Source organism: Flavobacterium sp. 1355, assembly GCF_017833415.1.
Classification (GTDB): domain Bacteria; phylum Bacteroidota; class Bacteroidia; order Flavobacteriales; family Flavobacteriaceae; genus Flavobacterium.
In genome coordinates, this window is sequence record NZ_JAFICC010000008.1 from 58,688 (window position 1) to 84,876 (window position 26,189).

Annotated in this window: 22 protein-coding genes; 12 read left to right on the forward strand and 10 right to left on the reverse strand. The window is 35.3% G+C overall.

Going from position 1 to position 26,189, the window contains the following annotated elements; genetic code table 11:
* Positions 1 to 130: 130 nt before the first annotated feature.
* From JOD96_RS11580 to JOD96_RS11595, 4 genes are all read right to left on the reverse strand, one after another.
* Positions 131 to 1,708, reverse strand: a complete 1,578-nt coding sequence (locus tag JOD96_RS11580; protein WP_209564427.1) for a glycerol-3-phosphate dehydrogenase/oxidase — start codon at positions 1,706 to 1,708, stop codon at positions 131 to 133.
* Positions 1,709 to 2,063: 355 nt separating this feature from the next.
* A complete protein-coding gene (locus JOD96_RS11585) occupies positions 2,064 to 2,543 on the reverse strand; it encodes a DUF6691 family protein (RefSeq protein ID WP_209564428.1) in 480 nt (159 codons plus the stop codon).
* 10 nt (positions 2,544 to 2,553) lie between these two features.
* Positions 2,554 to 3,117 (reverse strand): YeeE/YedE family protein, encoded by a 564-nt coding sequence (locus tag JOD96_RS11590; protein ID WP_209564429.1) that lies wholly within the window; start codon positions 3,115 to 3,117, stop codon positions 2,554 to 2,556.
* A gap of 110 nt (positions 3,118 to 3,227) precedes the next feature.
* Positions 3,228 to 4,643, reverse strand: coding sequence for an MBL fold metallo-hydrolase (locus JOD96_RS11595; protein ID WP_209564430.1), 1,416 nt, complete (start codon positions 4,641 to 4,643; stop codon positions 3,228 to 3,230).
* 199 nt (positions 4,644 to 4,842) lie between these two features.
* Between JOD96_RS11595 and JOD96_RS11600 the strand changes: the two genes are divergently transcribed.
* The 3 genes from JOD96_RS11600 to cydB all read left to right on the forward strand — a co-directional run bounded on the left by JOD96_RS11600 (position 4,843) and on the right by cydB (position 8,049).
* The gene (locus tag JOD96_RS11600) at positions 4,843 to 5,433 is read left to right on the forward strand and encodes an HD domain-containing protein (protein WP_209564431.1); all 591 of its coding nucleotides are present in this window, start codon (positions 4,843 to 4,845) and stop codon (positions 5,431 to 5,433) included.
* A 190-nt stretch (positions 5,434 to 5,623) separates the two neighbouring features.
* Positions 5,624 to 6,970, forward strand: a complete 1,347-nt coding sequence (locus JOD96_RS11605; RefSeq protein WP_209564432.1) for a cytochrome ubiquinol oxidase subunit I — start codon at positions 5,624 to 5,626, stop codon at positions 6,968 to 6,970.
* Between the two features lie 2 nt (positions 6,971 to 6,972).
* Positions 6,973 to 8,049, forward strand: a complete 1,077-nt coding sequence (cydB, locus tag JOD96_RS11610) for a cytochrome d ubiquinol oxidase subunit II (protein WP_209564433.1) — start codon at positions 6,973 to 6,975, stop codon at positions 8,047 to 8,049.
* Positions 8,050 to 8,255: 206 nt separating this feature from the next.
* Here cydB and JOD96_RS11615 read toward each other — a convergent pair whose 3' ends face one another.
* Together JOD96_RS11615 and JOD96_RS11620 are read right to left on the reverse strand one after the other, a co-directional pair.
* Positions 8,256 to 9,041 (reverse strand): sulfite exporter TauE/SafE family protein, encoded by a 786-nt coding sequence (locus JOD96_RS11615; protein ID WP_209564434.1) that lies wholly within the window; start codon positions 9,039 to 9,041, stop codon positions 8,256 to 8,258.
* A gap of 219 nt (positions 9,042 to 9,260) precedes the next feature.
* Positions 9,261 to 9,887 carry a Crp/Fnr family transcriptional regulator gene (locus JOD96_RS11620; protein WP_209564435.1) on the reverse strand — a complete coding sequence of 209 codons (627 nt, stop codon included), beginning with the start codon at positions 9,885 to 9,887 and terminating at the stop codon, positions 9,261 to 9,263.
* Between the two features lie 365 nt (positions 9,888 to 10,252).
* Here JOD96_RS11620 and JOD96_RS11625 point away from each other — a divergent pair, with 365 nt between their 5' ends.
* The 9 genes from JOD96_RS11625 to JOD96_RS11665 all read left to right on the forward strand — a co-directional run bounded on the left by JOD96_RS11625 (position 10,253) and on the right by JOD96_RS11665 (position 22,183).
* Positions 10,253 to 10,564: a rhodanese-like domain-containing protein gene (locus JOD96_RS11625; RefSeq protein ID WP_121329352.1), complete on the forward strand. Its 312-nt coding sequence runs from the start codon at positions 10,253 to 10,255 to the stop codon at positions 10,562 to 10,564.
* 79 nt (positions 10,565 to 10,643) lie between these two features.
* Positions 10,644 to 12,224: an NADP-dependent glyceraldehyde-3-phosphate dehydrogenase gene (locus JOD96_RS11630; RefSeq protein ID WP_209564436.1), complete on the forward strand. Its 1,581-nt coding sequence runs from the start codon at positions 10,644 to 10,646 to the stop codon at positions 12,222 to 12,224.
* Positions 12,225 to 12,431: 207 nt separating this feature from the next.
* The gene (locus tag JOD96_RS11635; protein WP_209564437.1) at positions 12,432 to 14,300 is read left to right on the forward strand and encodes a M1 family metallopeptidase; all 1,869 of its coding nucleotides are present in this window, start codon (positions 12,432 to 12,434) and stop codon (positions 14,298 to 14,300) included.
* A 259-nt stretch (positions 14,301 to 14,559) separates the two neighbouring features.
* Positions 14,560 to 15,135 carry a tetratricopeptide repeat protein gene (locus tag JOD96_RS11640; RefSeq protein ID WP_245188400.1) on the forward strand — a complete coding sequence of 192 codons (576 nt, stop codon included), beginning with the start codon at positions 14,560 to 14,562 and terminating at the stop codon, positions 15,133 to 15,135.
* Positions 15,136 to 15,237: 102 nt separating this feature from the next.
* Positions 15,238 to 15,642 carry a GNAT family N-acetyltransferase gene (locus JOD96_RS11645; RefSeq protein ID WP_209564439.1) on the forward strand — a complete coding sequence of 135 codons (405 nt, stop codon included), beginning with the start codon at positions 15,238 to 15,240 and terminating at the stop codon, positions 15,640 to 15,642.
* 204 nt (positions 15,643 to 15,846) lie between these two features.
* The gene (locus tag JOD96_RS11650) at positions 15,847 to 16,227 is read left to right on the forward strand and encodes a hypothetical protein (RefSeq protein WP_209564440.1); all 381 of its coding nucleotides are present in this window, start codon (positions 15,847 to 15,849) and stop codon (positions 16,225 to 16,227) included.
* 178 nt (positions 16,228 to 16,405) lie between these two features.
* Positions 16,406 to 17,485 (forward strand): efflux RND transporter periplasmic adaptor subunit, encoded by a 1,080-nt coding sequence (locus JOD96_RS11655; RefSeq protein ID WP_209564441.1) that lies wholly within the window; start codon positions 16,406 to 16,408, stop codon positions 17,483 to 17,485.
* A 104-nt stretch (positions 17,486 to 17,589) separates the two neighbouring features.
* Positions 17,590 to 20,757, forward strand: coding sequence for an efflux RND transporter permease subunit (locus tag JOD96_RS11660; RefSeq protein WP_209564442.1), 3,168 nt, complete (start codon positions 17,590 to 17,592; stop codon positions 20,755 to 20,757).
* Positions 20,750 to 22,183: a TolC family protein gene (locus JOD96_RS11665; RefSeq protein WP_209564443.1), complete on the forward strand. Its 1,434-nt coding sequence runs from the start codon at positions 20,750 to 20,752 to the stop codon at positions 22,181 to 22,183. Before JOD96_RS11660 ends, JOD96_RS11665 begins: the two co-directional genes overlap by 8 nt.
* Before the next feature lie 200 nt (positions 22,184 to 22,383).
* Here JOD96_RS11665 and JOD96_RS11670 read toward each other — a convergent pair whose 3' ends face one another.
* The 4 genes from JOD96_RS11670 to JOD96_RS11685 all read right to left on the reverse strand — a co-directional run bounded on the left by JOD96_RS11670 (position 22,384) and on the right by JOD96_RS11685 (position 25,837).
* Positions 22,384 to 22,722 (reverse strand): hypothetical protein, encoded by a 339-nt coding sequence (locus tag JOD96_RS11670; protein WP_209564444.1) that lies wholly within the window; start codon positions 22,720 to 22,722, stop codon positions 22,384 to 22,386.
* A 1-nt stretch (position 22,723) separates the two neighbouring features.
* Positions 22,724 to 23,191 (reverse strand): Panacea domain-containing protein, encoded by a 468-nt coding sequence (locus JOD96_RS11675; protein WP_209564445.1) that lies wholly within the window; start codon positions 23,189 to 23,191, stop codon positions 22,724 to 22,726.
* Between the two features lie 197 nt (positions 23,192 to 23,388).
* Positions 23,389 to 24,246 (reverse strand): AraC family transcriptional regulator, encoded by an 858-nt coding sequence (locus JOD96_RS11680; RefSeq protein ID WP_209564446.1) that lies wholly within the window; start codon positions 24,244 to 24,246, stop codon positions 23,389 to 23,391.
* A gap of 229 nt (positions 24,247 to 24,475) precedes the next feature.
* Entirely contained in the window at positions 24,476 to 25,837 is a 1,362-nt protein-coding gene (locus tag JOD96_RS11685; RefSeq protein ID WP_209564447.1) for a GH1 family beta-glucosidase, read from the reverse strand.
* Positions 25,838 to 26,189: the final 352 nt, after the last annotated feature.

Consider the following 26,189-nt stretch of genomic DNA (forward strand, 5'->3'; position numbering starts at 1 on the left):
AATTTGATATTTAATATTAATTTAAAGCGGAGTAGTAAAGGAATATTTTAAATCTTTTGGAGGAGGTTTTTTTTGTAAGATTAATTTAAAGTGAATCCTAAAGACTTTAAAAAGTCAGTTAGTTTTTTGTTTATTGAAATTCAGACAAGAGAAAACCTTTGGAAATTGCTTTAAAATTTGAAATTTCTTTGGTTATCCAAATCTCATCATGCCCAAGTTCTTTAGCGATAATTCGTGCCGTTTTTTCTGAAGACTGAATTGCTGCTCTGGCATCTAAGAATAATAAACGAACACGTCTGGCCAGAATATCATCAACAGTTCTTGCCATTTCATAACGAATGGCCCAGACTACTTCTGCCATTGTAAATTCATGATCAGGATGTAGCTTCTCTGCCAATTCAGGTTCATTTTTTTGTAATTCGATTATTTTGGGACTATCAGAACCATAAATATAAAGATGATTTTCGCGGTCAAAATTAGTGGTAGATTTATTTCCGTGAATAGAGAGATGCTCTGTAATACAGTTTTTCTTAATCAATTTGCGCGTACTGATCGCTTTATCTACAATATCTTCGGCAATTTTTCTATATGTAGTCCATTTTCCTCCTGTAATGGTTATAAGACCCGTTTCAGAAACGATGATTTTATGACTTCTGGACACTTCTTTTGTGCTTTTGCCTTCTTCTTCGGGGGCTGCCAATGGGCGCAAGCCGGCAAAAACAGATAATACATCTTTTCTAGTTGGTTTTTTGGCCAAGAAACGTTGTGCAGTTTCCAGAACAAACTCAATTTCGCTTTCTAAGGCAATAGGTTCCAGACTTTGTTTTTTTATTAAAGTATCTGTAGTTCCTACCACAATACGATCATGCCACGGAACGGCAAATAATACTCTTCCGTCTTTTGTTTTAGGAATCATTAATGCATTTTCGCCAGGCAGGAAAGATTTGTCAAAAACAAGATGAATTCCCTGACTGGGTACTATATATTTCTTATAAACGTTATCGTTTAGTTTCATTATGGCATTTGTAAAAACGCCGGTAGCATTTATGACAGCAGAACCTTTTATGTCATATTTAGTCCCAGTTTCCTCGTCTAGTGCCTGAACACCAATAACCTGGTTTTTGTCATCCTTTACTAAGTTGACGACTTTTACATAATTTAAAAGACAAGCTCCGTTTTCTACAGCAGTCTGCGCAATATTAATGGCTAAACGGGAATCATCAAATTGTCCGTCGTGATAAATGACGCCATTTACTAAACCATTTTCCTGTATGTTTGGTAGCATTTCAAGAGTTGTTTTCTTTGAAATGTATTTGGAACTGCCCAGGCTTAGGCAACCTGAGAGTAAATCATAAATTTTTAATCCGATTGTGTAGAAATAGCCGCTCCACCAATTGTAGTTTGGAATAACAAATGATTGATTTTTGACTAAATGATTTGCATTTTGTGCCAATAATCCTCTTTCTTTTAGAGCTTCTCTTACCAAATGAATATCTCCCTGTGCCAGATAACGTACACCGCCATGAACTAATTTGGTACTTCTGCTCGATGTTCCTTTTGCAAAATCTACTGCTTCCAGTAAAATTGTTTTATAACCTCTGCTGGCAGCATCAAGAGCAGTACCAAGACCGCTTGCTCCTCCGCCTATTATAATAATGTCCCATTTTTCTGTATTCTGTAATTTAGATAATTGTTCGGAGCGTTTCATATGGTATTTTGAGGCTTATTCTTGCAGGACTTATTGTTAAGCAAACATAAGAAAAGGAATGACAATAAAATTGATTGTTTATCTTAAATAAGACACAAAATTCAGAGTTTTGAAAAATAGAAAGAATTGTAAGTTGTTTGGTAGCGTGAGGGATAGGAGCAAACTGCCGAAGCAGTGCGGATAGCCCGACAGCATGCTGATAAGAGGGCATATAAGCGTATGGTATTTTTGCCCTCTTATCGGGATGGTGGCACGCCCTTATAAAAAATATTTGTTTCAGGTTTCAGGTTTCAAGTTTCAAGTTGATATGAAAACCTGAAACCTGAAACCTGAAACAAAAAAAGGATAAGTAAAATTAATGAGGAAGTTTGTCTTTTATTAAGCCATAAACCCATGTTCCTGCAATTGCACTTACTAAAGTTACAACGATTACAGTAGCGCCTGTGCCAATTTGAGCGAAAAGCGGGCCAGGACAAGCTCCTGTGATTGCCCAGCCGAAACCAAATAATAATCCGCCGTAGATTTGCCCTTTGCTGAATGTTTTTGGCTGAATTTCAATTTTTTCGCCCTGAAGGGTTTTAATATTGAATTTTTTTATGATGAAAACAGAAATAACACCTACAGCAACTGCACTTCCAATTACGCCATACATAAAGAATGATTGGAGATGAAACATTTCCTGAATACGAAACCAGCTGATGATTTCTGCTTTTACGAATACAATGCCGAAAAAGATGCCTACGATTAAATATTTAAGGTTTGAAAATCCTGAATCTTTGATTTGGCTTCCGTTGATTCCTTCTGTGTCAGTGTTTTTATTTTCTAAATTATTCATTTTTGAAATTTTAAAGTGAAAGAATATAAGGAAGAATCAAAAGTGTCATTGCAAAACCACCAATCATAAAACATATTGTTGCGATTAATGACGGCCATTGCAGATTTGATAAACCCATAATGGCATGTCCGCTTGTACATCCTCCGGCATAACGTGTTCCGAAACCTACTAAAAATCCGCCTACGACAATCATAATGAAGCCGCGAAGGGTGAATAAACTTTCCCATGAAAATAACTGCGATGGAACTAAACCAGTATGATCTGTGATTCCGTAAGTGGCTAATTTCTCTGATAATTCGGGAGCTATTGCAACCGGATTTGGATTGGATAGGAAATGGGCGCCAATAACACCGCCAAGGAATATCCCTAGAACGAAGAATAAATTCCAGCTTTCTTTTTTCCAGTCGTATTTAAAAAACGGAATATTTGCCGGAATGCACATCGCGCAAATATGTCGCAATGAAGAACTGATTCCGAAAGATTTATTTCCGATGATTAATAAAATCGGAACTGTTAATCCGATTAACGGCCCGGCAACATACCAAGGCCAGGGTTCTTTGATGATTTCTAGCATATTTTTAGGGTCTAAGTTGCTAAGGTTCTGAGTTACTAAGGTTTGAGTTATTAAGTTTAAAGGTTAAAAAATCTTAGAACCTTAGAATCTTAGTACCTCAGCACCTCTAATTATTTTAATACTTTACTCTGGCAAACAAAATCTGATTTTGGAATATTGGTTTTTGCAATTGCTCCAAAACCACCGTCAATTTCGGTAAAATTCCTGAAGCCTCTTGCTTCTAAAATAGAAGCGGCAATCATACTGCGATAACCGCCTGCACAATGCAGGTAAAAATGCTCATTTGGGTTAATGTCTTTTACCCAGTCATTAATATAGGCTAAAGGTTTGCTGTAAGCATCTTCAATATGTTCAGCTTCATATTCGGTTTCTTTACGAACATCAATAACTTTATCTTCTTTGATATTAAATTGAGCGGCAAATTGCTCGGCAGAGATTCGGTTTACCGTATCGATTTCAAAACCTGCTTTTTCCCAGGCTTCAAAACCACCTTCCAAATGTCCGATGATGGTATCAAAACCTACACGGCTTAAACGTGTAACGGTTTCTTCTTCAAGACCGTTTTCTGTAACTAATATGATAGGTTGTTTTACATCAGCAATCAAAGTTCCGACCCACGGGGCAAAATCACCATTGATCCCGATATTAATAGACTGCGGAATAAACCCTTTATAGAAATCACCGCTCTTGCGGGTGTCCAAAATTAAGGCGCCGGTTTCTTCGGCAACAGCTTCAAAATCGACTGCTTTTATAGCTTTCATTCCGTTATGCAAAACCGATTCAAAGCTTTCATAACCTTGTTTGTTCATAGCCACGTTCATGCTGAAATAGGCTGGAGGAGGCAACAGACCATCAGTTACTTCTGCAATAAATTCTGCTTCGGTCATATTGGCACGTAAGGCATAATTGGTTGCTTTTTGGTTTCCGATAGTAGAAACGGTTTCCTTGCTCATGTTTTTTCCGCAGGCGCTTCCGGCACCATGAGCAGGATATACAATTACATCATCACCTAAAGTCATGATTTTATTTCTGAGCGAATGATATAAAATACCGGCCAATTGATCCTGAGTCATTCCGGCTGCTTTTTGAGCTAAATCCGGACGGCCGACATCACCAATAAATAAAGTATCTCCGGAGAAAATAGCATGATCTTTTCCGTTTTCATCAATCAGTAAAAAAGTAGCACTTTCCATAGTATGGCCAGGTGTATGCAATACTTTTATTGTGATTTTTCCGATTTTGAATTCCTGTCCGTCCTTTGCAGAAATGCAGTCAAATTCGCAGGCAGCGTTTGGTCCGTAAACAATTGGTGCTCCGGTTTCTTTGCTTAAATCAACATGGCCTGAAACGAAATCGGCATGAAAATGGGTTTCAAAAATATATTTTAATTTTACCTGATCGCGATTTAAACGATCTAAGTAAGGCTGTATTTCTCTAAGCGGGTCAATAATGGCAGCTTCGCCGTCTGAAGTGATATAATAGGCACCTTGTGCTAAACATCCGGTGTAAATTTGTTCTATTTTCATGATTGTAATCTAAAATATGGGTCTACAAATGTAACGCTGTTTTCTGATAAAATACGTGACTAATGTTACAGAAATTTGATTTTTGTGTAAAACAATCAAAAAATAAAACGGGTTAAGTAATTAATACTATAAGTGTAATTTGATAAGCTCCCCATTTTGTAATTTTGTTTTTTAAGATTCATTTATAAAATCACTTAACATGAACACAGAAGATTTATTGAACCAAATTGCCTTTATAAAAGAAATCGATAAATTAAAATACATTCAGCGAAAAACGAAACTATTTAATAGTGAAAGAAATGAAAATGATGCTGAACACAGCTGGCATCTGGCTTTAATGGCGATTGTTCTCGCAGACCATTCAGATGCGCCGATTGATGTTCTAAAAGTTGTAAAAATGGTACTGATTCATGATATTGTAGAAATCGATGCCGGAGATGTTTTTATTTATGATATGATAAAAAGTCATTCGAATACTGATGAAGAAAGAATGGCGGCAAATCGTATTTTTGGATTACTTCCAAAAAATCAGGCAGAAGAATTAATTGCTATTTGGGAAGAATTTGAAGCAGGAGAAACCAATGAAGCCAAATTTGCAAAATCGATGGACAGATTAGAACCTTTGCTGCAAAACACTTCTAATAACGGAGGAACGTGGAAAGAGTTTGGAGTAAATTATGATAAGGTTTATGAAAAAAAGAGTGTAATTAAAAATGGTTCAGAATCTTTATGGAATTACGCAGAAGGCTTGATTAATGAAAGTGTGGAAAAAGGTATTTTAAAAAAATGATTAACATAGCCCACGGTTTCGGCCGTGGGAAACGTATGGTTATTATGCATGAGTTCCGGCGGTTGAAACCGTGGGCTATAAAAAATTGTTAAAAAGTTTAACAAATATCGGGGGATAAACTTTTTTTAAAGGGCATTAATTCGGGTTTTAATGGGTAAATTTGTGGAACTTCATAAACAAAATACCACTTATGGAAGAAATGCTCTTTTATGACCGAATGCAATTCGCCTTCACCATTACTTTTCATTATCTTTTTCCACAACTTACAATGGGTCTTTCGCTAATCATTGTTTACTTTAAGTGGAAATATCTAAAAACTAAAAACGAAGAATACAACCACGCGACCCATTTCTGGATGAAGATCTTCGCCCTCAATTTTGCGATGGGTGTAGTAACCGGAATTCCGATGGAATTTCAGTTTGGGACCAACTGGGCTAAATTCTCTGAATTAACCGGAGGTATTATTGGCCAGACACTGGCAATGGAAGGAATGTTTTCCTTTTTCTTAGAATCTTCATTTTTAGGTATATTTTTATTTGGAGAAAAAATTCTAGGCCACAAATGGCATTTTGTCACCGGATTATTAATCATGATTGGTTCCTGGGCCAGCGGTTATTTAATTATTGCCACACATTCGTGGATGCAGAATCCGGTTGGTTATGAAATTCTGGAGAACGGAAAATTTGTATTAACGAATTTTAAAGCTTTATTTTTAAATCCGTGGCTTTGGCCTTCTTATCTTCATAATCAGGCCGCGTCTTTGGTAACAAGTTCATTTGTAGTTGCGGGAATTGGCGCTTTTTATATTTTGAGTCAGAAGAATGTTGCTTTCGGTAAGTTGTTTCTCAAAACAGGTGTGATTTTCGGATTAATTTCGAGTGTTATCGTAGCAGTTCCCACGGGAGATTTACTGGCAAAAAATGTAGTAAAATACCAACCGGTAACTTTTGCCGCAATGGAAGGAATTTTTCATACTGAAAAAAGAGGTTCTGAAATTGTTTTGATTGGTCAGCCCGATGTAAAAGATAAAAAACTGGATAATAAAATCGCTGTTCCAAATATTCTGAGTTTCCTGACTTACGGAAACTGGAATCAGGAAATTAAAGGTTTGGATCAGTTTGAAGAAGATCTTCATCCAACAAATATATCGGGATTGTATTATGCTTATCATATTATGGTGGGACTGGGCACTGTTTTTATTGGTTTAATGGTTCTTGCTCTTTTTCAAATGATAAGAGGGAAATTATTTCAGACAAAATGGATTTTATGGTCGCTCATGTTTATGATGCCGTTTCCTTATATTGCCAATACAACAGGCTGGTACACGGCCGAATTAGGAAGGCAGCCCTGGCTGGTTTATAATTTAATGCGAACTTCTGCCGGTGCATCGCCAACAGTTTCTTCGGGAAATACCTTATTTACTTTATTAGGTTTTATTGGTTTGTACCTTTTACTCGGAATGTTGTTTTTGCTTTTGATTGGAAAGATTATCAATAAAGGTCCTCATCATGTGGAACTTTCAACAGAAAAAATATAAATATGGAATTTTTTTGGTACGTAGTTTTAATGGGCATTCTGGCTGTTTATCTGGTTTTAGACGGCTATGATTTTGGAGCAGGAATTATTCATTTGTTTTTTGCTGATACTGAAAGAGATAAAAAAGTAATTACAAATTCAATTGGGCCGTTTTGGGATGCCAATGAAGTGTGGCTGATTGCTGCCGGAGGTGTTTTGTTTTTTGCTTTTCCAACTTTATATGCTTCTTCTTTTAGTGGATTTTACCTGCCTCTGATTATGATTTTGTGGTTGTTGATTTTTCGTGCTATCGGATTGGAAATGCGCGGACAAATACATCATCCAATGTGGGAAGCAATTTGGGACAAGGCGTTTGGAATCGCGAGTTTACTTCTGGCACTTTTCTTCGGAATTGCTTTAGGAAATATTGTTCGCGGTGTTAATCTCGGAATGGTGCAAAATGGCGTTTCGACGCAGGAACCGCATTTTTTCTTTCTGCCTTTGTGGAATCCGACTTTTAGCCCACAGGCCAATGAATTGGGAATTATTGACTGGTTTACGCTTTTCCTCGGAATTGTGAGTGTTGTGGCGCTTACGATTCATGGCGCAAACTGGATTATTTATAAAACGAATTCATCTCTTAACCCAAAACTTAAAAAAGTGGTTTTTGCATTGAATATTATTTTGCTGGTTTTGGTTTGTATTTCATTACAAATCTGGCATTTTATTGAGCCGAAGCCATTTCATAATTTTGTTGAAAATCCCATTTTGTGGTTTTTCCCACTTTTAACTTTTATTGGAATTTTAGGATTATTCAAAGTGCGTTCGTTTCAGAAAGACGGTTATGGATTTTTGTTTTCCACTTTGTTTTTAATTGGCGGATTTGCTTCAACAGCGGTTTCGATATTTCCGAATGTGCTGCCTTCAACCAATAAAGTAAATCCGTCCCTTACTATTTATAATACCGCCGCCGGAGAATACGGATTAAACGCCGGAATGAGCTGGTTTTTTATTGCTTTGTTTTTGGTGATTGTTTATTTTGTTATTCAATATCGTGTTTTTAGTGGAAAAATGGATGATATTGGGTACGGGGAGCATTAGTGTCTTTTTTGCCACGAATATCACTAATTTTCACTAATTATTATATGAATAGCCGTTGGTTTTAACCAACGGTTTTTTATTGCAACACGTTTTTATCTTTGTCAAGGTTTTAAACTTTGACAAAGATTACTCTACAAGTAAAACTAAATTCAAATATTAAATAAAGATCTGCTTAAATCTCCCGGATCTGCGTGAAACTTTAAAATCTAAAATAAAACCTCCTTAGTAATAATATAAAACCCCATAACGAGCACAAACCATCCAAAAAGAGGTTTTAGTTTTGCTCCGTCGATTTTTTTAGAAAGCCGGCTTCCTATTATCATGCCTATAAGTGCCATTGCAGAAACGCTTAGTAAAAAGGAATAATTTATTGGAGTTCCGATGTATAAATCGCCTGCAAAACCTATTGAGGAATTGATTGTGATAATTAATAAAGAAGTTCCAACGGCTTGTTTCATTGGTAATTTAGCAAAAAACAATAAAGCCGGAATAATTAAGAATCCGCCTCCGGCACCCAAAAAGCCTGTTACAATTCCCACCAGAAATCCGATAAAGCTTAGCTGTAGATAATTGGTTTCGGAGCCTTTTATTTCGGGTTGGTTTTTTCGAATCATCGAAACGGCAGCCGTAATCATCAAAACCGAAAAGACGATCATGATTAAAAAATCTTTTGAAACTGTATAAGAGGCAACAGAAAAAAGTGTGGCCGCAATCTGGGGAAATATTACTTCGCGAATAATCAGAATCGATATAACAGACGGAATCGCAAAATACAATGCCGATTTTAGCTTTAGATTTCCCATTTTGTAATGACTATAACTTCCAAATAAAGCAGTTAAGCCAACAATAAACAAAGAATAGGAAGTTGCCTGATCGGGATTTACCTCAAATAAATACACCAAAATCGGAATGGTCAGGATAGAGCCGCCTCCGCCAATTAAGCCCAGAGAAATCCCAATTATGATTGAAGCAAAATAGCCTATATATTCCATTGCATTTATTTTGTGCAAAGTTGCTTCGATAAAAAGAAATCTACAGTAACATTTATCACAGAAGGATTTTTTTGTTGTTCGCCACGAATTACACGAATTTTCGCTAATTATTTTATTGTCACATTGAGTGAAGTCGAAATGCTTTATGTGTTCTCGACTTCGCTCGAACTAACAATATATTCGTGTAAATTTGTGTAATTCGTGGCGAACAATAAAAACTTATTTCAAAAGCTCAATCTGGTTTCGGTTGAGTTTAACAAGACCTCGCTGTTCCATTTTTTTTAATAATCTCGAAACAACTTCTCTGGAGGTATTTAATTCGGTTGCAATTTCCTGATGGGACAGATTTACCTGAGAACAACCACAGGCTTCAGAATGACGTTTTAAATAAAATTCCAGTCGCTCATCCATAGATCTGAAAGCAATATTATCAACAACTTCAAGTACTTCTTCAAAACGGCTTCTGTAGGTTTCAATTACAAATTCATACCATGATCTGTGTTCCATCATCCATTTGTCCATCATTTGCAACGGAATCATAATTACTGAAACATCTTCGACTACTTTTGCCATGATTTGGCTTTTTTCACTTTTAGCGGTACAAATCATTGAGATTGCACAAGCCTGACCTGGTTGGAGATAGTACATTAAAAACTCACCGCCATCTTCGCCCTCACGGTAAATTTTGATTTTGCCTTTGGTAATCAAGACCGTGTTTTTAATGTATTGTCCGGTTCGCATCAAAATGGTTCCTGATTTAAAATCCTGCGCAACGGCATTTTCTTCAATTGTAGAAATAAGTTCGATGGAAAAATTCGGAAATATGTTTTTTAATGAATTTTGCATGGATTGCATTTGTTTTTTTGCCGCCAATTGCACGAATTTTTATGAATTGATTTGTGTTAATTCATGAAATTCGTGGCAGCCATATATTATCAAAATGAAATTAAATCATCATGTTTTATACAAAGATAACAGATTGCTGCGTTAATAATTGTCAGAAAACTATTTTTAAGTTGTATTTTATACAAATGAAAAAATCCTATTTTCTATCGATTTTATAGACTGTATTTTTAAAAATAGTGAGTAAATTTGTAAAACACTGATTATAATCCTTTCTCTAAAACGTTTTCTGAGAATAATAATCGAAATCGCATTTTGTACGTATTTTATTTAATAAAAACGTCGTAATTTTACAAAAAACACATATTATGAATTTATCACAAGAAGATTGGGTTAACCAACTAGCTGCTGACGAGAATGCAGTTATACTTGACGTAAGAACCGAGGACGAGTTTAATGACGGCTATATCGAAAACGCTGTTAATATTGATATTAATAAAGGTCAGGGTTTTATTTATGAAATCGAAGAATTAGATAAAAATAAAAATTATTATGTGTATTGCCGTTCTGGAGCCAGAAGTGCCAAAGCATGTCAGATTATGAACGAGTTAGGTATAAATAATGCCTACAATCTGCTTGGTGGAATCCTGGATTGGGAAGGTGAAACCGTAAACCCGTAAAAAATAAGAAGAGGCCTGAAAAAGCCTCTTTTTTCTTTTGAAATGCTATTAAATAACCGAACAAAAAAATTACCAAATTATGAGTTTTATACCAGAAGAATATCAGATTAAAACCCTTATAAATCAGGATACCTATCTTGTAGATGGTGAGCTGAAAAAATGGACAGGACAAACGACACCAGTATTTTCTACCATATCATCTACCGAAAAATACTCTCCAACACTATTAGGTTCAATCCCGTTTATGGGAGAAAAAGAAGCTGCAGAAGTGGTTAATGCAGCTAATGGAGCCTACAATAAAGGCCAGGGTTTATGGCCAACAATGAAAGTTTCTGACCGAATTAAATGCATGGAAAATTTCGTTCGCCAGATGAAAGAAACCCGCGAAGAAGTAGTAAAACTTTTGATGTGGGAAATTGGAAAAAACCTTGGCGATTCGCAAAAAGAATTTGACAGAACTGTAGAATATATTCAGGATACGATTGACAGTTATAAAGAACTAAACGGGCGCAGCTCATACTTTTCTAAAGTACAAGGGGTAAACGCAATGATTCGTCGTGGTCCTCTGGGTGTGGTTCTATGTCTTGGGCCTTACAACTATCCTTTAAATGAAACTTTTTCATTACTGATTCCGGCTTTGATTATGGGTAACGCTGTAATCTTTAAACCTGCAAAACACGGTGTTTTATGTATTTCGCCATTGCTGCATGCTTTTAGAAGCAGTTTTCCTAAAGGTGTTATCAATATTGTTTATGGCAGGGGCCGCGAAATTGCGTCTCCAATCATGAAATCAGGAAAGATTGATGTTTTGGCCTTAATAGGAAACAGTAAATCTGCAATTGCTTTGCAGGACCAGCATCCAAATAAAAACAGATTACGTTTGATTTTAGGTCTGGAAGCCAAAAATCCGGCGATTGTTTTACCAGATGCCGATTTAGATTTAGCGATTCAGGAATGTATTGCAGGATCTTTATCTTTTAACGGACAGCGTTGTACAGCATTAAAAGTATTATATGTTCACGAATCTATTGCAGAAGAATTCAACAGACGTTTTTCTGAAAAAGTTGACGGACTAGTATTTGGAAATCCGTGGGAGAAGGGAGTTACGTTAACACCACTTCCGGAAACTGACAAGCCCGAGTATATACAGGGATTAATTGATGATGCTACTTCTAAAGGAGCAAAAATCTTAAACGAAAAAGGAGGAAAGCATACTGAAAATTATATTTTCCCTGCAGTTTTATTTCCTGTAGATAAAAGCATGAGAGTGTATCACGAAGAACAATTTGGACCTGTAGTTCCTATTATTACTTTTAAACATATTGATGAACCTCTTGATGATATGGCCGAATCAAACTACGGTCAGCAAGTGAGTTTATTTGGAAAAGATATTAAAACGCTTGCTCCGCTAATTGATGCTTTGGTAAATTTGGTTTGCAGGGTAAACCTAAACAGCTCATGCCAAAGAGGTCCGGATGCATTCCCTTTTACAGGACGTAAAGATTCGGCTGTTGGTACTTTGAGTATTCCAGATGCCTTGCGTTCTTTCTCAATTCGTACGTTTGTGGCTTCAAAAGATATTGATTATAATAATGAAATTCTGCAGGAATTGCTAAACAGCAAAGAATCGAATTTCATTAATACCGATTATATTTTGTAGTTACCAAGGTTATATATTAATTGTAGATTGCCGTCTTTTTCTTTTGAGAGAGGCGGCTTTTTATTGTAGACTTTAGATTTTAAATTATTTTGAAAATCGCGTTACAACAGATTTTTGATATTTTTTCAATAAATTGTAACAATAAAATAAATTAATCCACTAATGTTGTATTAAGATTCCAAAAATCATTTAATCATAAAAAAAACTATGAGAAAAAAATCATTTCAATTCTTACTTTTTAGTTTTCTTTTTTTTGCGCAATATGGCTTTTCACAAGAGCTTTTCATGCCTAGAAATATAAAACAGGCGTATGCTAAAGGAACACGTTCTGCTGATGGAAAACCCGGAAAAAATTACTGGCAAAACCATGGTAAGTATACAATGGAACTTACTGTTAATGCCGATACAAAAATAGTAAGCGGAACTGAAACTATTGTTTATCAAAATAATAGTAACGATACCTTAAAAAACCTGCCAATACGATTTGTAAATAATCTGCACAAACCATCTTCACCAAGAGGAGGAGCTGTAAGTAATGATTTTTTGACAGATGGCTTAACCATTACTTCTCTAAAAGTTGAAGGCGAAGTTTATAATGAAGATGCCAAGAGCTGGGGAACCGTAGGAAATGTAAAATTAAAAAAACCGATACTGCCGCATAGCAAAATTACAATTAACATAGACTGGAATTATCCATTGTCTAAAGAAAGCGGAAGAGAAGGACAAATTGATGACACAACTTTCTTTGTAGCTTACAGTTATCCAAGAGTTTCTGTTTTTGACGATTATAACGGTTGGGACAGATTGCCTCATACAGACCGTCAGGAATTTTACAATGATTTTAATGATTATACCTATTCTGTAAAAGCGCCAAAAAATTATGTGGTTTACGGAACCGGAGATTTATTAAATCCAGATGAGGTGTTACAGCCTGAATTTTCTGAGCGTTTAAAAAAATCATATACAACAGATGAAATTCTTCATATTGCAAATGAGCAGGAAATGAAAAGCGGAGCCGTAACCAAACAATATGATTGGAATGTGTGGAAATTTGAAGCCAAAAATATTTCAGATGTTTGTTTTGGATTAAGTAACCATTATTTGTGGGATGCAGGAAGTGTTGTTGTTGATAAAAAGACAAATCGTCGTGCAAGTATACAAGCAGCATATGATGTAAAAGGTACCGACTTTGTAAACTCAGTTAAAAACAACCAATATGCCTTAGATTATTTTTCTAACAACTGGCCTGGAATTCCATATCCGTTTTCTAAAATGACTGCTTTTCATGGATTTGCCGATATGGAATATCCAATGATGTGTAATGATTCCCAAATGAATGATCCTGTTTTTGCTCAATTAGTTCAGGACCACGAAGTAGCACACACCTATTTTCCTTTTTATATGGGAATCAATGAAACCCGTTATGCTTTTATGGATGAAGGCTGGGCAACAACATTCGAATATTTAATAGGAATTGCAGAACATGGTAAAGAAGCCGCAGATAAATTTTATAAAGAATTTAGAGTTGAGCATTATATTAATGATCCTTCTACAGAAGAAGATCAGCCAATAATTACCATGTCAACACAAGTTTCGGGACCAGGCTACGGAAATAATTCATACGGAAAAGCATCTCTTTCTTATATTGCCTTAAAAGACTTGCTTGGAGATGATTTGTTCAAAAAATCATTACATGCCTATATGCAAAACTGGAACGGAAAACACCCTATTCCTTGGGACTACTTTAATTCTATAAATACAGCTTCGGGTAAAAATTTGAATTGGTTTTTTAATAATTGGTTCTTTACTACCCATTATATTGATCTTTCGGTAAAAAATGTTGATGCTAAAAACATTTCTGTTCAGAATATTGGTGGTTTTGCGATACCATTTGATGTAAATATAATTTATGCAGACAACTCAAAAGAAACATTACATCAGACACCGGCTATTTGGGAAAAAAATCAAAAAGTCGCAACTATTGCCTTAAAAAAACAAAAACAAATAAGACAAATTACAATTGACGGAGGTATTTTTATGGATGCAACACCAAAAAATAATGAGTGGAAAAAGTAAATAAAACAGAATTTTGGGCCGGTTTTATAAAAAAAACCGGCTTTTTTGTAAGTTTTTTTTTATAAATAAGAGCGATGTAAATCGCTGTTTATTAGATTCTTGTAAAATTAAAATTTAGGTTAAGTAGATTTTTTGTGATTTTTTAACGTCAAAAGCCCAAAAAATTGAAGAATATAACGATAAATTGCGTTATGTTTACAAAAAATTTAAAGCCCTAATTTAAATGAAAAAAAAGTACATTACAATTCTTATTTTATTATTGTCGTTCAAAAATTTTTGCCAAAGTAACCCAAAAGAGGCATTCCAAAAAAACAGGTACGAGTTAGCAGTTTCACATTATAATAAAGGCGAATATACAAAAGCTCTTGATCTTTTTTCTGTAGCATACAAAATGAATCCTGAAAACCAATTTGGTAAGCAGTCTATAGAAAAGATAGATATATTAAAAAGTATTTTAAGAAAAGATTTTTTAAATAAAATTTTGGGAGTCTGGTATTTTTCCGGAGAGAAACCTACCTGGGCAGTGAAGGAAGATGATCATACAACATTTACTAAATTGATGGAAGTAAGTGAAGATAAGATCGCATTTTACGAAGAGGATAAAAAAACAAAAGCAAAGAAACTTATAAAATCTGAAGATTTAATTTTCTATGATAAAAACAAATTAAATTCGTTATTCTCGGCAATAATCTTGTCAAATGGGGATATCTGGTTATGTACTTTAAGTGAAGATGCAAAAATACTCCATGCAGTTAATATAGCATCAGATAATCAGGACGGTGTTAAAAAAATTGACATAGATAATCAGGAAAGATTTTATACAAAAGTATTGTAATTATAAGATGAATATATTCTGAGCCAGCATCTCTGTTTAATATATAACAACGGGGTATTTTGCCTGGCAAAAAGAGTAATCTTTAAAATACTATTTCATTCAATGGTTATTAAAGAAATAAAACCTTCAGATACATGGCTTATCCGGCATCAGGTGATGTGGCCGGATAAGCCTTTTGAATTTGTGCAGTTAGCCGAGGACGATTTAGGTTTGCATTTTGGCTTTTTTGTAAATGAAAAATTAGTTTCAATAGTTTCCTGTTTTATTTCTGATGATGAAATGCAATTCAGAAAATTAGCCACACTGGAAGAATATCAGGGAAAAGGAATCGCTTCGGCATTATTGAATTTTATCTTTGAAGCAGCAAAAGAAAAAGGGGTTAAAAAAATCTGGTGCAATGCCAGAACTAATAAAACTTCTTTTTACGAAAAATTTAAAATGAAAAATACACACGAAATTTTTGTCAGATCAGGGCAGGAATATACTATAATGGAAACTTTATTTTAACAGAATATCCGCAAAGAAACCAAGTCTATTTGTTAAGTCATTGAACTTTTGTGCTATTTTGTGTTTAAAAACTGATTTATTTTGATCAAAGCAAAATGCAAAAATTAAAAAAATTAAAATGAAAACGTTTTCGTTTGCCTGTTCATGTTAAGACTTTCTTATTTTATTTTTTTTATTCCGATCTTTTATTACTTTCGCACTCAAATGAGAAAACTAGTCGTTTTTTTGGTATTCATGAATTTCCTTCTGCTGGGCGGAGGGCAATATCTTAATGCCGAAAATCAACACAATCCTCATCACAATTTTGAAAGAAGACACCACGTAAAATACACTCATCAGGAGCAGGGAAATTCTATAATAGAAGATGCTGCCGATTTAGACCTTGATGAAGAATTTCTTGGTAATGATCTTAAAAATGGACTTACCAGCAAGTTTTTTGCAGCAAATTACAGCTTAATAGATAATTTGTATTTGACACTCTCTCGTCAAATTAGTGTAAACTCATATAGTCTTTTCGAAATTTTAGGCCCTTCTTGCGGCCAGTCAAATCCTATTTATATTACTCAGAGAGTTTTAAGAATATGATTCTACTTATCCATCGGTTACCAATAAGCGTGATCATGCATAAGTGCGAACTGTATTTTTAGGATACTTTTTCATTCTACCGTTTTTTCACGTTTTATTCTGGCGACTGATTATTTTTTCAGACCTAAGGAATTCCTGTATTCCTAGCATTCATTCGCTTAATTTCCATTATTATATCATGAAAAAAATCGTGTTAACGGGCTTATTTGCCTTGTTGTGCTTAACCAGTTGTACATCAAAAAAAGAAGAAAAAGAAGAAGTTGAAAAATTTACAGTTACCAATCCTGTAAAAATAGATACTTCATTTACCAAACAGTATGTTTCGCAGATCAAATCTGTCCGAAACATCGAAATCCGCGCTCAGGAAAAAGGATTCCTGCAAAACATTTATGTTGATGAAGGCCAGTTTGTAAAAGCAGGCCAATTACTGTTCAGAATCATGCCAAACATGTACCAGGCAGAATTGCTTAAAGCTCAGGCCGAGCAAAAATCAACAGAAATCGAATTACAAAATGCCAAATTGCTGGCAGACAAGAATATCGTTTCTAAAAACGAATTAAGTGTAGCCCAGGCAAAATTGCAGTCTGCAAAAGCAGAAGTAGCCTTAGCAAAACTTCACTTATCATTTACAGAAATCAGAGCTCCGTTTGACGGAACTATTGACAGAATCCCACTAAAATTAGGTAGCCTTATTGATGAAGGCGAATTATTGACAAGCCTTTCAGACAATAGTCAGATGTTTGTGTATTTCAATGTTTCAGAACCTGAATATTTACAATACCAAACAGATGTAAAAGACCGTGCAGATAATAAAGTCAGCCTGGTTTTGGCCAACGGAGATACCTTTAAAGAAAAAGGAAAAGTAGAAGTTATTGAAAGTGAATTTAACAACGAAACCGGAAATATTGCTTTTAGAGCAAGATTCCCTAACTCGGATAAATTGCTTAAAAACGGAGAAACAGGATCAGTTCAAATGCTTGTGCCTCTTAAGAATGCCATTGTAATTCCGCAGAAAGCGACTTATGAAATCCAGGATAAAAAATATGTTTTTGTAGTAGATAAAAACAATAAAGTTAGTTCAAGAGAAATAACTATAACAGGAGAAATACCTGATTTGTATGTGATTACATCCGGAGTGACAGAAAATGATAAAATTTTGCTTGAAGGAGTTCAGAAAGTAAAAGAAAACGACAAAATTAAATACGAGTTCCAATCTCCGAAAACCGTAATGAATAATTTACGCGTAAAAGCAGAGTAAGTTTTTAGTTTTTTAGTCTCAAGTTTCAAGTTTCAGGTTTCGTACTGAGCCTGAAACCTGAAACACTTTTAAATTCCAATTTATTTTAATCAAAAATATACAAAATGTTTAATAAATTTATTCAAAGACCTGTACTGTCGATAGTAATATCACTGGTGATTGTCTTTTTAGGGGTTTTGTCGGTGATGAACTTACCTATTACCCAGTTCCCTTCAATTTCACCTCCAATGGTGAATGTTACAGCAGACTATCCCGGATCTAATGGTGAATTAATGATCAAATCGGTTGTTATTCCATTAGAAAGAGCTCTAAACGGAGTTCCCGGAATGAAATATATGACTTCTGATGCCGGTAATGACGGTGAGGCAAGTATACAAGTAGTCTTTAACTTGGGTACAGACCCTAATCAGGCTGCTATTAATGTGCAAAACCGTGTAGCATCGGTTACCAATAAATTACCTCCTTTGGTAGTAAGAGAAGGTGTTAAGATCACACGTGAAGTTCCAAGTATGCTGATGTATGTGAACCTTTATAGTACGGATAAAAATACCGACATGAAGTTCTTATACAACTATGCAGATATCAATGTATTATCAGAATTAAAAAGGGTAAACGGTATCGGATCCGGAGATATTCTGGGAACACGTGAATATGCAATGCGTATCTGGCTAAAACCTGACCGTATGTTAGCATACAAAATATCTGCAGATGAGGTAATGGAAGCATTGTCAAGCCAGAGTTTGGAGGCTTCACCTGGTAAAACCGGAGAAAGTTCCGGTAAACGTTCGCAGGCATTTGAATACGTATTGAAATATTCAGGACGTTTTACCACCAAAGAGCAATACGGAAACATTGTTGTAAGATCAAATTCAAACGGAGAACTTCTGCGTCTGAAAGATATTGCCAATGTTGAATTTGGAAGTTCGATGTATGATATTTATTCGAACCTGAACGGAAGACCATCTGCTGCTATTGTATTAAAACAATCTTTTGGAAGTAATGCCAATCAGGTTATTGAAGATGTAAAAGCAAAATTAGAAAAAATCAAGACCAAATTTCCAAAAGGAATGGATTATGAAATCTCATACGACGTTTCGAAATTCCTTGATGCTTCTATAGAAAAAGTAATTCACACTCTGATTGAAGCTTTTATCCTTGTGGGGTTGGTCGTTTTTCTTTTTCTGGGAGACTGGCGTTCGACTATAATTCCGGCAATTGCAGTACCGGTGTCGTTGGTAGGAACTTTTATTTTTATGACGTTCTTCGATATTTCATTGAACTTAATTACATTATTTGCTTTAGTATTAGCAATTGGAGTCGTCGTCGATGATGCGATTGTAGTTATTGAAGCTGTTCACGCCAAAATGGAGGAGGAACATCTTTCTCCGCTCAAAGCGACTAAAAAAGCAATGCATGAGATTGCAGGAGCTATCGTTGCCATTACATTCTTAATGGCCGCAGTATTTATTCCGGTTGCTTTTATGTCTGGTCCGGTTGGAGTTTTCTACAGACAGTTCTCCATCACGATGGCAACGGCTATTATACTTTCGGGAATTGTAGCTTTGACGCTTACACCGGCACTTTGTGCGATAATGCTAAAAAATAATCATGGTAAGCCTAAAAAGAGAACTCCTGTAAACAGATTTATAGATGGATTTAACAACAAGTTTAATCTTGCACAGGGTAAATATCAAAACGTATTAGGAAAAATTGTAAACAGAAGAGCCGTAACTATTATTGCACTTCTTGGGTTTTGCGCAGGAACATGGTTAATAAGCAGTACAGTTCCTTCAGGATTTATTCCAAACGAAGATCAGGGAATGTTTTATGCTATTATTCAGACACCTCCGGGTTCTTCACTCGAAAGAACAAATAATATAGCAGAAAAACTGCAAAAAATATCCGAAGGTGTAGAAGGAGTAAAATCAGTTTCTTCATTGGCAGGTTATGAAATTTTGACCGAAGGTACAGGATCAAATGCAGGAACTTGTCTGGTCAACTTAGAAGACTGGAATAATCGTAAACAATCTGTACAGGAGATCATGACAGAACTGGAAGAAAAATCAAAAGATATTCCGGGAGCCAATATCGAATTCTTTCAACCGCCGGCAGTGCCAGGATATGGAGCAGCAGGAGGATTTGAACTTCGTTTACTGGACAAAACAGGTTCTGGTGATTTCAAAAAAATGGAAGCTGTAAACAAAGAGTTTGTAGAAGAACTGAATAAACGTCCGGAGTTGTCTAACGTGTTTAGCTTCTTTAGTGCCAGTTTTCCTCAGTATATGATGAAAGTTGACAATGACGCAGCACAGCAAAAAGGAGTTTCTATCGAGAATGCAATGAATACTTTGTCAACTCTTGTAGGTAGTAACTACGAAATTAGCTTTATCAAATACGGAATTAACTATAAAGTAATCGTTCAGGCTTCTCCGGAATATCGTGCACAGCCAGATGATATTCTAAAACTTTATGTGAAAAATAACCGTGATGAAATGGTTCCTTTTTCTGCCTTTATGAAATTAGAAAAAGTATACGGTCTTTCAGAAATTACGAGACATAATATGTACAATTCTACAGAGATTAGTGGTGGTGCTGCTCCGGGATATAGCTCTGGTACAGCCATTAAAGTAATTCAGGAAGTAGCTGCAAAAAAATTACCAAGAGGATATGATATTGACTGGGCAGGTATTTCTGCCGATGAGGTGGCACAAGGTAATCAGGCAATTTGGGTATTCTTAATTTGTTTGGGATTTGTATACTTAGTTTTGGCAGCGCAGTACGAAAGTTTTATTCTGCCCTTGTCTGTAATTCTTTCTTTGCCGGCCGGTATTTTTGGCGCTTTCCTTTTACTGAAATTAACAGGATTAGAAAACAATATTTATGCACAGGTTGCTATGGTAATGCTAATTGGATTACTGGGTAAAAATGCTGTATTGATTGTAGAATTTGCAATCCAGCGACATGCGGCAGGAAAATCAGTTTTAGAATCAGCGATGGAAGGAGCCAAAGCAAGGTTCCGTCCAATTTTGATGACCTCATTTGCTTTTATTGCCGGATTATTGCCACTTGCTTTTGCCACTGGTCCGGGTAAAATTGGAAACAGAACTATTGGTACAGCAGCAGCAGGAGGGATGTTGATAGGAACAATTTGTGGGGTATTTGTAATTCCGGGATTATACTACATATTCGGAAGAATTGCAGAAAAACACAAGTTGGTGAAACATGAAGAAGAGAATCCATTAACAGAAGAAATAGACAACAATCATGTATAAATTCAAGTTACAATATGGTATTGTGGCGGGGCTTTGTCTTGCAGCGGTAAGCTGCAAGGCACCTCAGGCCACAGCCGAAACTCAAAATAAAGCCGTTGTTCCTGAGGCTTACACAAACAGCAAGGACACAACAAACATGGCCGCTATTCCATGGCGCCAATATTTTAAAGATCAAAATCTGGTAAATCTTATTGATACCGCCCTGAAAAATAATCAGGAACTAATGATCACTTTGCAGGAAATTGAAATTGCAAAGAATGACGTTCGTATAAAAAAAGGAGCATATTTGCCAACTGTTGGTGTAAGAGCAGGAGCAGGAATAGAGAAAGTAGGAAGATATACTAGTCAGGGCGCAGGTGATGCTTCTACCGAAATTAAACCCGGAAAAGAAACACCGGATCCGCTTGGGGATTTTGTGGTAGCCGCTTATGCAAACTGGGAAGTAGATATCTGGAAAAAACTGCGTAATTCTAAAAAAGCCGCAGTAAGCAGATATCTTTCAACCGTAGAAGGAAAAAACTTTGTTGTTACAAATCTAATAGCCGAAGTTGCTAATTCTTATTATGAATTATTAGCTCTTGACAGCCAATTAGAAATTGTGAAACAAAACATAGAATTACAATCTAATGCTTTAGAAATCGTAAAAATTCAGAAACAGGCAGCCAGAGCAACAGAATTGGGAGTTCAGAAATTCCAGGCTGAGGTAATGGATTCCAAAAGCAAGGAGTTTGAAATTCTTCAGCAAATAAAAGAGACGGAAAACAGGATAAACTTTTTGGTGGGTCAATATCCACAGGAAATTAAGCGAGATAGAAACAACTTTTTAAGTTTGTTGCCATCAACTGTAAATTCTGGAATTCCGTCTCAATTATTACAAAACCGTCCTGATATTAAACAGGCAGAAATGGAACTAACAGCTGCAAAACTCGATGTAAAAGTGGCCCGTGCAGAATTTTATCCTTCATTGGATATTTCGGCTGCGATAGGCGTAAATGCTTTCAATCCGTCTTATTTGTTAACGTTTCCAGAGTCACTTTTGTACTCTCTGGCCGGAGATATCGCTGCACCGCTGATTAACAGAAATGCGATTAAAGCAGAGTTTAGTAATGCCAATGCAAGACAGCTTCAGGCATTGTACAATTACGATCGTACGGTTCTAAACGCTTATATAGAAGTTTCGAATGAACTTTCCAGAATTAGTAATTTAGAAAAAAGCTACGATCTAAAATCACAACAAGTAGCGGCACTAAATACCTCGATTGATGTTTCTAACGATTTGTTTAAATCTGCAAGAGTTGACTATTTTGAAGTTCTGATGACACAGCGAGATGCTTTGGAATCTAAATTAGAATTAATAGAAACTAAAAAAGATCAGTTAAATGCTGCAGTCAATGTTTATAAAGAATTAGGCGGTGGCTGGAAATAAAATGCTTATTAATTTGTAGTCAAAAACCTTTCGGAAGCTCGCTTTCGAAAGGTTTTTTATTTAAAAAAAGTTTATAATTATTTTCAGGAGCTAATCCTGCTGTCCGCTGTATCTTTTCCTGGCTAAAGGAGCCAGAAAAAGGATGCCGCTCCCATCAGGGCTAGGGCATTCATTTTCATAAGAAAACTTTTGGCCGCTTATTAAGTCGATTTATCCGAATTAAATAAATATTTGGTAACCAAAGTAAAGAAAACCAAAATGTTTAATGTAGTAGAGCCAATTAGAGTAATGATTATTTCGTCTGATAAATTTAATTTACCAAGACCTTTCCACATTAAGATAAAGAAAATGCAGATACACCAAATGCATGTGAAAGAGAAGATTAACTCAGCATATCTTTTTCTTTCGATCATGTTTTGATTTGAATTCTGAATATCTGAGCGATGTTTTTCATAAGAAATAAACTCGGCAATAGATACAGAACTTGCAGGGGCATTGGCGACATCGTCAATAAGTCCGCCCAGATTAAAGCCTCCCATATTACTCGCTTATGGGTTTATTTACAAATTTTTTGAAATAGTTGATCATAAGATCATTGGATATTTCCTTTTCATTGTTATTCTTCGCTTCTGTCCACGGAGATTCAGGAAGATGTGTCCAGTTGGATAACTGGATAGCGTTAAGATTTTTGGCAACTTCCAAAGCAAATTCTACAACATCGTCGGTAGCCTTGTCAAGTTCTTTTTGTTGATTTATGGAATAACTTAATGGAATTTGTTTTATTGCAGAATTTCCGTAAGTTTTAAATTCCTGATAAACAGATTTGATTACCGGACCATATGGCCAAACTTCAATTGGTTCCTGAATTAACGGAACGCCATTTTTGGCAAGATATAATCCATTGGCAATGAACAAAAGCTTTTGTAAAGACATATTAGAAATCTCAATGTTTTGCTCTTTTGCCCGTTTAAGTATTTCTCCGGATAAAAATATTGCTGATTGTGCCATTCTACAAAGTTTTGTTTAACAAATATAGGTTTATATAACGAATATAAATCAAAGTTTGTACAAAGTTAATAAATTTATTTTTAAACGAGTGTTACTACTGAAAACAGGTGTCCTAGCCCAGATAGGAACGGCATCCTTTTGTGGTCTCGTTTTTTTAACGAGACCACAAAAGATATAGTGGATAGCTGGAATAGCTTCTAATAACCAAAATTTCCGAACCCGAAAAACATTTTGCGAAACTCTGTAGGATTTACGCCTCTGTGTTTTTTGAACATATTATTAAAATGGCTTTTGTCGGTAAAACCAAATTCTGCGGCAATTTCATTGATGCGCATATCGGTATTTAATAAACGGTTCTCAATTAGTTTTAGTTTATAATTGGTTTGATATTCCTGGAGTGTTTCATTGGTATGTTTACGGAAAAAGCGCGCCAGATAAGTTTCTGAAATTCCGAATTTGGCGCTAATATGGCCGCCTTTGAGTTTTTCTGGATTATAAATGTTTGCCTGAACATATTGCAATATGCGCAGGACTTTTGTGTCGCTCTGATTATTGATTTTTTCGGGAAGAGCCATCATGATGTTTCTTGCCACAATGACCAATAGGGTATTGATATATTGTGAAAGCAATTCTTTATGATATAATCCTTTTTTAGTATGCTCCCTTATTATGGCGTTGATAATTGGATGAACTATTATTTTGTCGTCTTCATCTTTTAATATGCAGCCTGGCTCATGCGAAGCATTTTTGAGAATGATTTCTATTTGCTGTAATATTTCCTGCTGATACGCACCGGTTACATAAATATTATTAAACTTTATAAAAAATAATTGGGTTGGTTCTTCAAAATCCAGACTATGCAAATCTTCGGGAGTCAAAAGAAACAAATGTCCGGCTTTGTAAGGAACGGTATTGTCATTAATACGCTGTGTTCCGCTACCCTGCACAATATATACAAGTTCAAAAAAACTATGCATATGTTCGCTTTTTGGGAATTCTTCCATTAATTCTTTCAGAACCAACTCAAAAGGTTCGTGTAATACGTCGTTTACCATAACAAGAAATACACTTTTAGTGCTTAAACATACAATAATGTACAATTTTATATTGTAGAACTTTGCAATATTAATTTGATACTAACAATATTACTAAATATTAAAATATTAAAGCACTTATATTAGAAGAATTTGGAACTGATTTTCAAATTAGAAAATATTGAAAAACCAATACTGCCAATGGGAAAAACAAAAGGGAAAAGATTTAGAATTCTTTTCCCTTTTTAAATTATTTTGTTTGTGCCAAAAAATCCCGAAACCACAATCCGGATTGTTTGATGGTTCTTTTTTGAGTTTCAAAATCAATATGGATAAGTCCGAATCTGGCATTGTAGCCTTCGGCCCACTCAAAATTATCAGTTAAGCTCCAGACAAAATACCCATCGACATTGTAACCGTCTTGTTTGGCTTTGAGCAATTGCTCTAAATTATCACGAATGTATTGTGTTCTTCGAATATCATATACTTTTCCGTTTTTTACAACGTCCGGAAAAGCAGCACCATTTTCTGTAATGATGATTTTTTTGATGTTCTTATATTCATTAAATCTTTTAATGGTATGGTAGAGGGCAGGAGGGTAAACTTCCCAGCCCATTTCTGTAGCAATCACATTTCTTTTTTCTGCACTTACCAATTCTGCACCAATATAAGGTGTTAACAAAGATGATTTTACGATTTCTCTGGTATAACATTGCAGACCTATGAAATCAAAATCAAAAGCCATATTGTTTAAATCGTCTTCGAGAATATAATTTTTGAGCTTTTTTAGCACTGCCAAATCATTTTTTGGATACCCGAGTCCTAAAATCGGTTCTATAAAGGTTCTGTTCAATAAAGTATCTACACGTTTTGCGGCTTCAATATCTTTTGTTTTGTCTGTTTCCGGCTCAATATGTGTACACGAAAACGTGGTGCCAATATTAGCATCCGGAACTCTATTTCGCACTATTTTTGCTCCTGCTGCTGTTGATAGCGTTACGTGATGCATGGCTTTGAGGTAATTGGTAAGTCCCTTTTTTCCGGGAGCATGAATTCCAAGAAAATATCCTGCGCCTGTAAAAACAGAAGGTTCATTAATTACGATCCAGTTTTTTACCCTGTCACCAAAATGCCGTGCGCAGACTTCTGTATATTCTGAAAACCACGAAACCGATTCGCGATTGGTCCAGCCTCCTTTTACTTCTAAGGAGTGCGGTAAATCCCAATGGTATAATGTAATCCAGGGCTCAATATTGCATTCTAACAAAAAATTGATAATTTTGTTATAGTAATCAATACCAGACTGATTTACAGGATGAACTCCGGTTGGCATAATCCGGGGCCAGCTGATAGAAAATCTAAAGTTCGGAATGTTTAATTCACGAACTAGCTCAATATCGTTTTTGTAGTAATTGTAGAAATCACAGGCTGAAATGGCGTGATGGCCATTTTTAATTTTACCTTTTTGCGAAGTAAAAACATCCCAGATAGAAGCTCCTTTGCCGTCGGCATCATGCGCTCCTTCAATTTGGAAAGCGGCCGTAGATACTCCCCACAGAAAGTCATCTCCAAATTGTTCTTTATTTAAAAGTGCGTTGTCTGTTTTATTCATTTAAATGCTGCTTATTCCTTATGGGGTAAAAAATTATTAATGAAGGAAAGGAGACTGCATTGCTTTTAAGAAAAGCCATTCTTTAAATGAAACCAAAAAATTTAGGTTGAAGAATTTCATAATAATTAGTTTTAATCAAATTAACAATACAACTTTAAATTTATCGTAAAGTAAAAGTTATTAAATAGTTAACTGATTTAAACAGGCCGTTTTAAACGGTTTCTCCTGAGTTTTATTGTGCTAGTACTAAAAAAAATGTAAGATAATAATTATGTAAATCAATTGAAAAATTCTGAAACAGACTTGGTGTTCTTTAAAAGTAATTTAGCATTAATAAAATTTTAAATAAATA

Bases quoted from the DNA above. Each gene is read 5' to 3' on its own strand.
- JOD96_RS11580 (WP_209564427.1), bottom strand. From the start codon at position 1,708: ATGAAACGCTCCGAACAATTATCTAAATTACAGAATACAGAAAAATGG.
- JOD96_RS11585 (WP_209564428.1), bottom strand. From the start codon at position 2,543: ATGAATAATTTAGAAAATAAAAACACTGACACAGAAGGAATCAACGGA.
- JOD96_RS11590 (WP_209564429.1), bottom strand. From the start codon at position 3,117: ATGCTAGAAATCATCAAAGAACCCTGGCCTTGGTATGTTGCCGGGCCG.
- JOD96_RS11595 (WP_209564430.1), bottom strand. From the start codon at position 4,643: ATGAAAATAGAACAAATTTACACCGGATGTTTAGCACAAGGTGCCTAT.
- JOD96_RS11600 (WP_209564431.1), top strand. From the start codon at position 4,843: ATGAACACAGAAGATTTATTGAACCAAATTGCCTTTATAAAAGAAATC.
- JOD96_RS11605 (WP_209564432.1), top strand. From the start codon at position 5,624: ATGGAAGAAATGCTCTTTTATGACCGAATGCAATTCGCCTTCACCATT.
- cydB (WP_209564433.1), top strand. From the start codon at position 6,973: ATGGAATTTTTTTGGTACGTAGTTTTAATGGGCATTCTGGCTGTTTAT.
- JOD96_RS11615 (WP_209564434.1), bottom strand. From the start codon at position 9,041: ATGGAATATATAGGCTATTTTGCTTCAATCATAATTGGGATTTCTCTG.
- JOD96_RS11620 (WP_209564435.1), bottom strand. From the start codon at position 9,887: ATGCAAAATTCATTAAAAAACATATTTCCGAATTTTTCCATCGAACTT.
- JOD96_RS11625 (WP_121329352.1), top strand. From the start codon at position 10,253: ATGAATTTATCACAAGAAGATTGGGTTAACCAACTAGCTGCTGACGAG.
- JOD96_RS11630 (WP_209564436.1), top strand. From the start codon at position 10,644: ATGAGTTTTATACCAGAAGAATATCAGATTAAAACCCTTATAAATCAG.
- JOD96_RS11635 (WP_209564437.1), top strand. From the start codon at position 12,432: ATGAGAAAAAAATCATTTCAATTCTTACTTTTTAGTTTTCTTTTTTTT.
- JOD96_RS11645 (WP_209564439.1), top strand. From the start codon at position 15,238: ATGGTTATTAAAGAAATAAAACCTTCAGATACATGGCTTATCCGGCAT.
- JOD96_RS11650 (WP_209564440.1), top strand. From the start codon at position 15,847: ATGAGAAAACTAGTCGTTTTTTTGGTATTCATGAATTTCCTTCTGCTG.
- JOD96_RS11655 (WP_209564441.1), top strand. From the start codon at position 16,406: ATGAAAAAAATCGTGTTAACGGGCTTATTTGCCTTGTTGTGCTTAACC.
- JOD96_RS11660 (WP_209564442.1), top strand. From the start codon at position 17,590: ATGTTTAATAAATTTATTCAAAGACCTGTACTGTCGATAGTAATATCA.
- JOD96_RS11665 (WP_209564443.1), top strand. From the start codon at position 20,750: ATGTATAAATTCAAGTTACAATATGGTATTGTGGCGGGGCTTTGTCTT.
- JOD96_RS11670 (WP_209564444.1), bottom strand. From the start codon at position 22,722: ATGGGAGGCTTTAATCTGGGCGGACTTATTGACGATGTCGCCAATGCC.
- JOD96_RS11675 (WP_209564445.1), bottom strand. From the start codon at position 23,191: ATGGCACAATCAGCAATATTTTTATCCGGAGAAATACTTAAACGGGCA.
- JOD96_RS11680 (WP_209564446.1), bottom strand. From the start codon at position 24,246: ATGGTAAACGACGTATTACACGAACCTTTTGAGTTGGTTCTGAAAGAA.
- JOD96_RS11685 (WP_209564447.1), bottom strand. From the start codon at position 25,837: ATGAATAAAACAGACAACGCACTTTTAAATAAAGAACAATTTGGAGAT.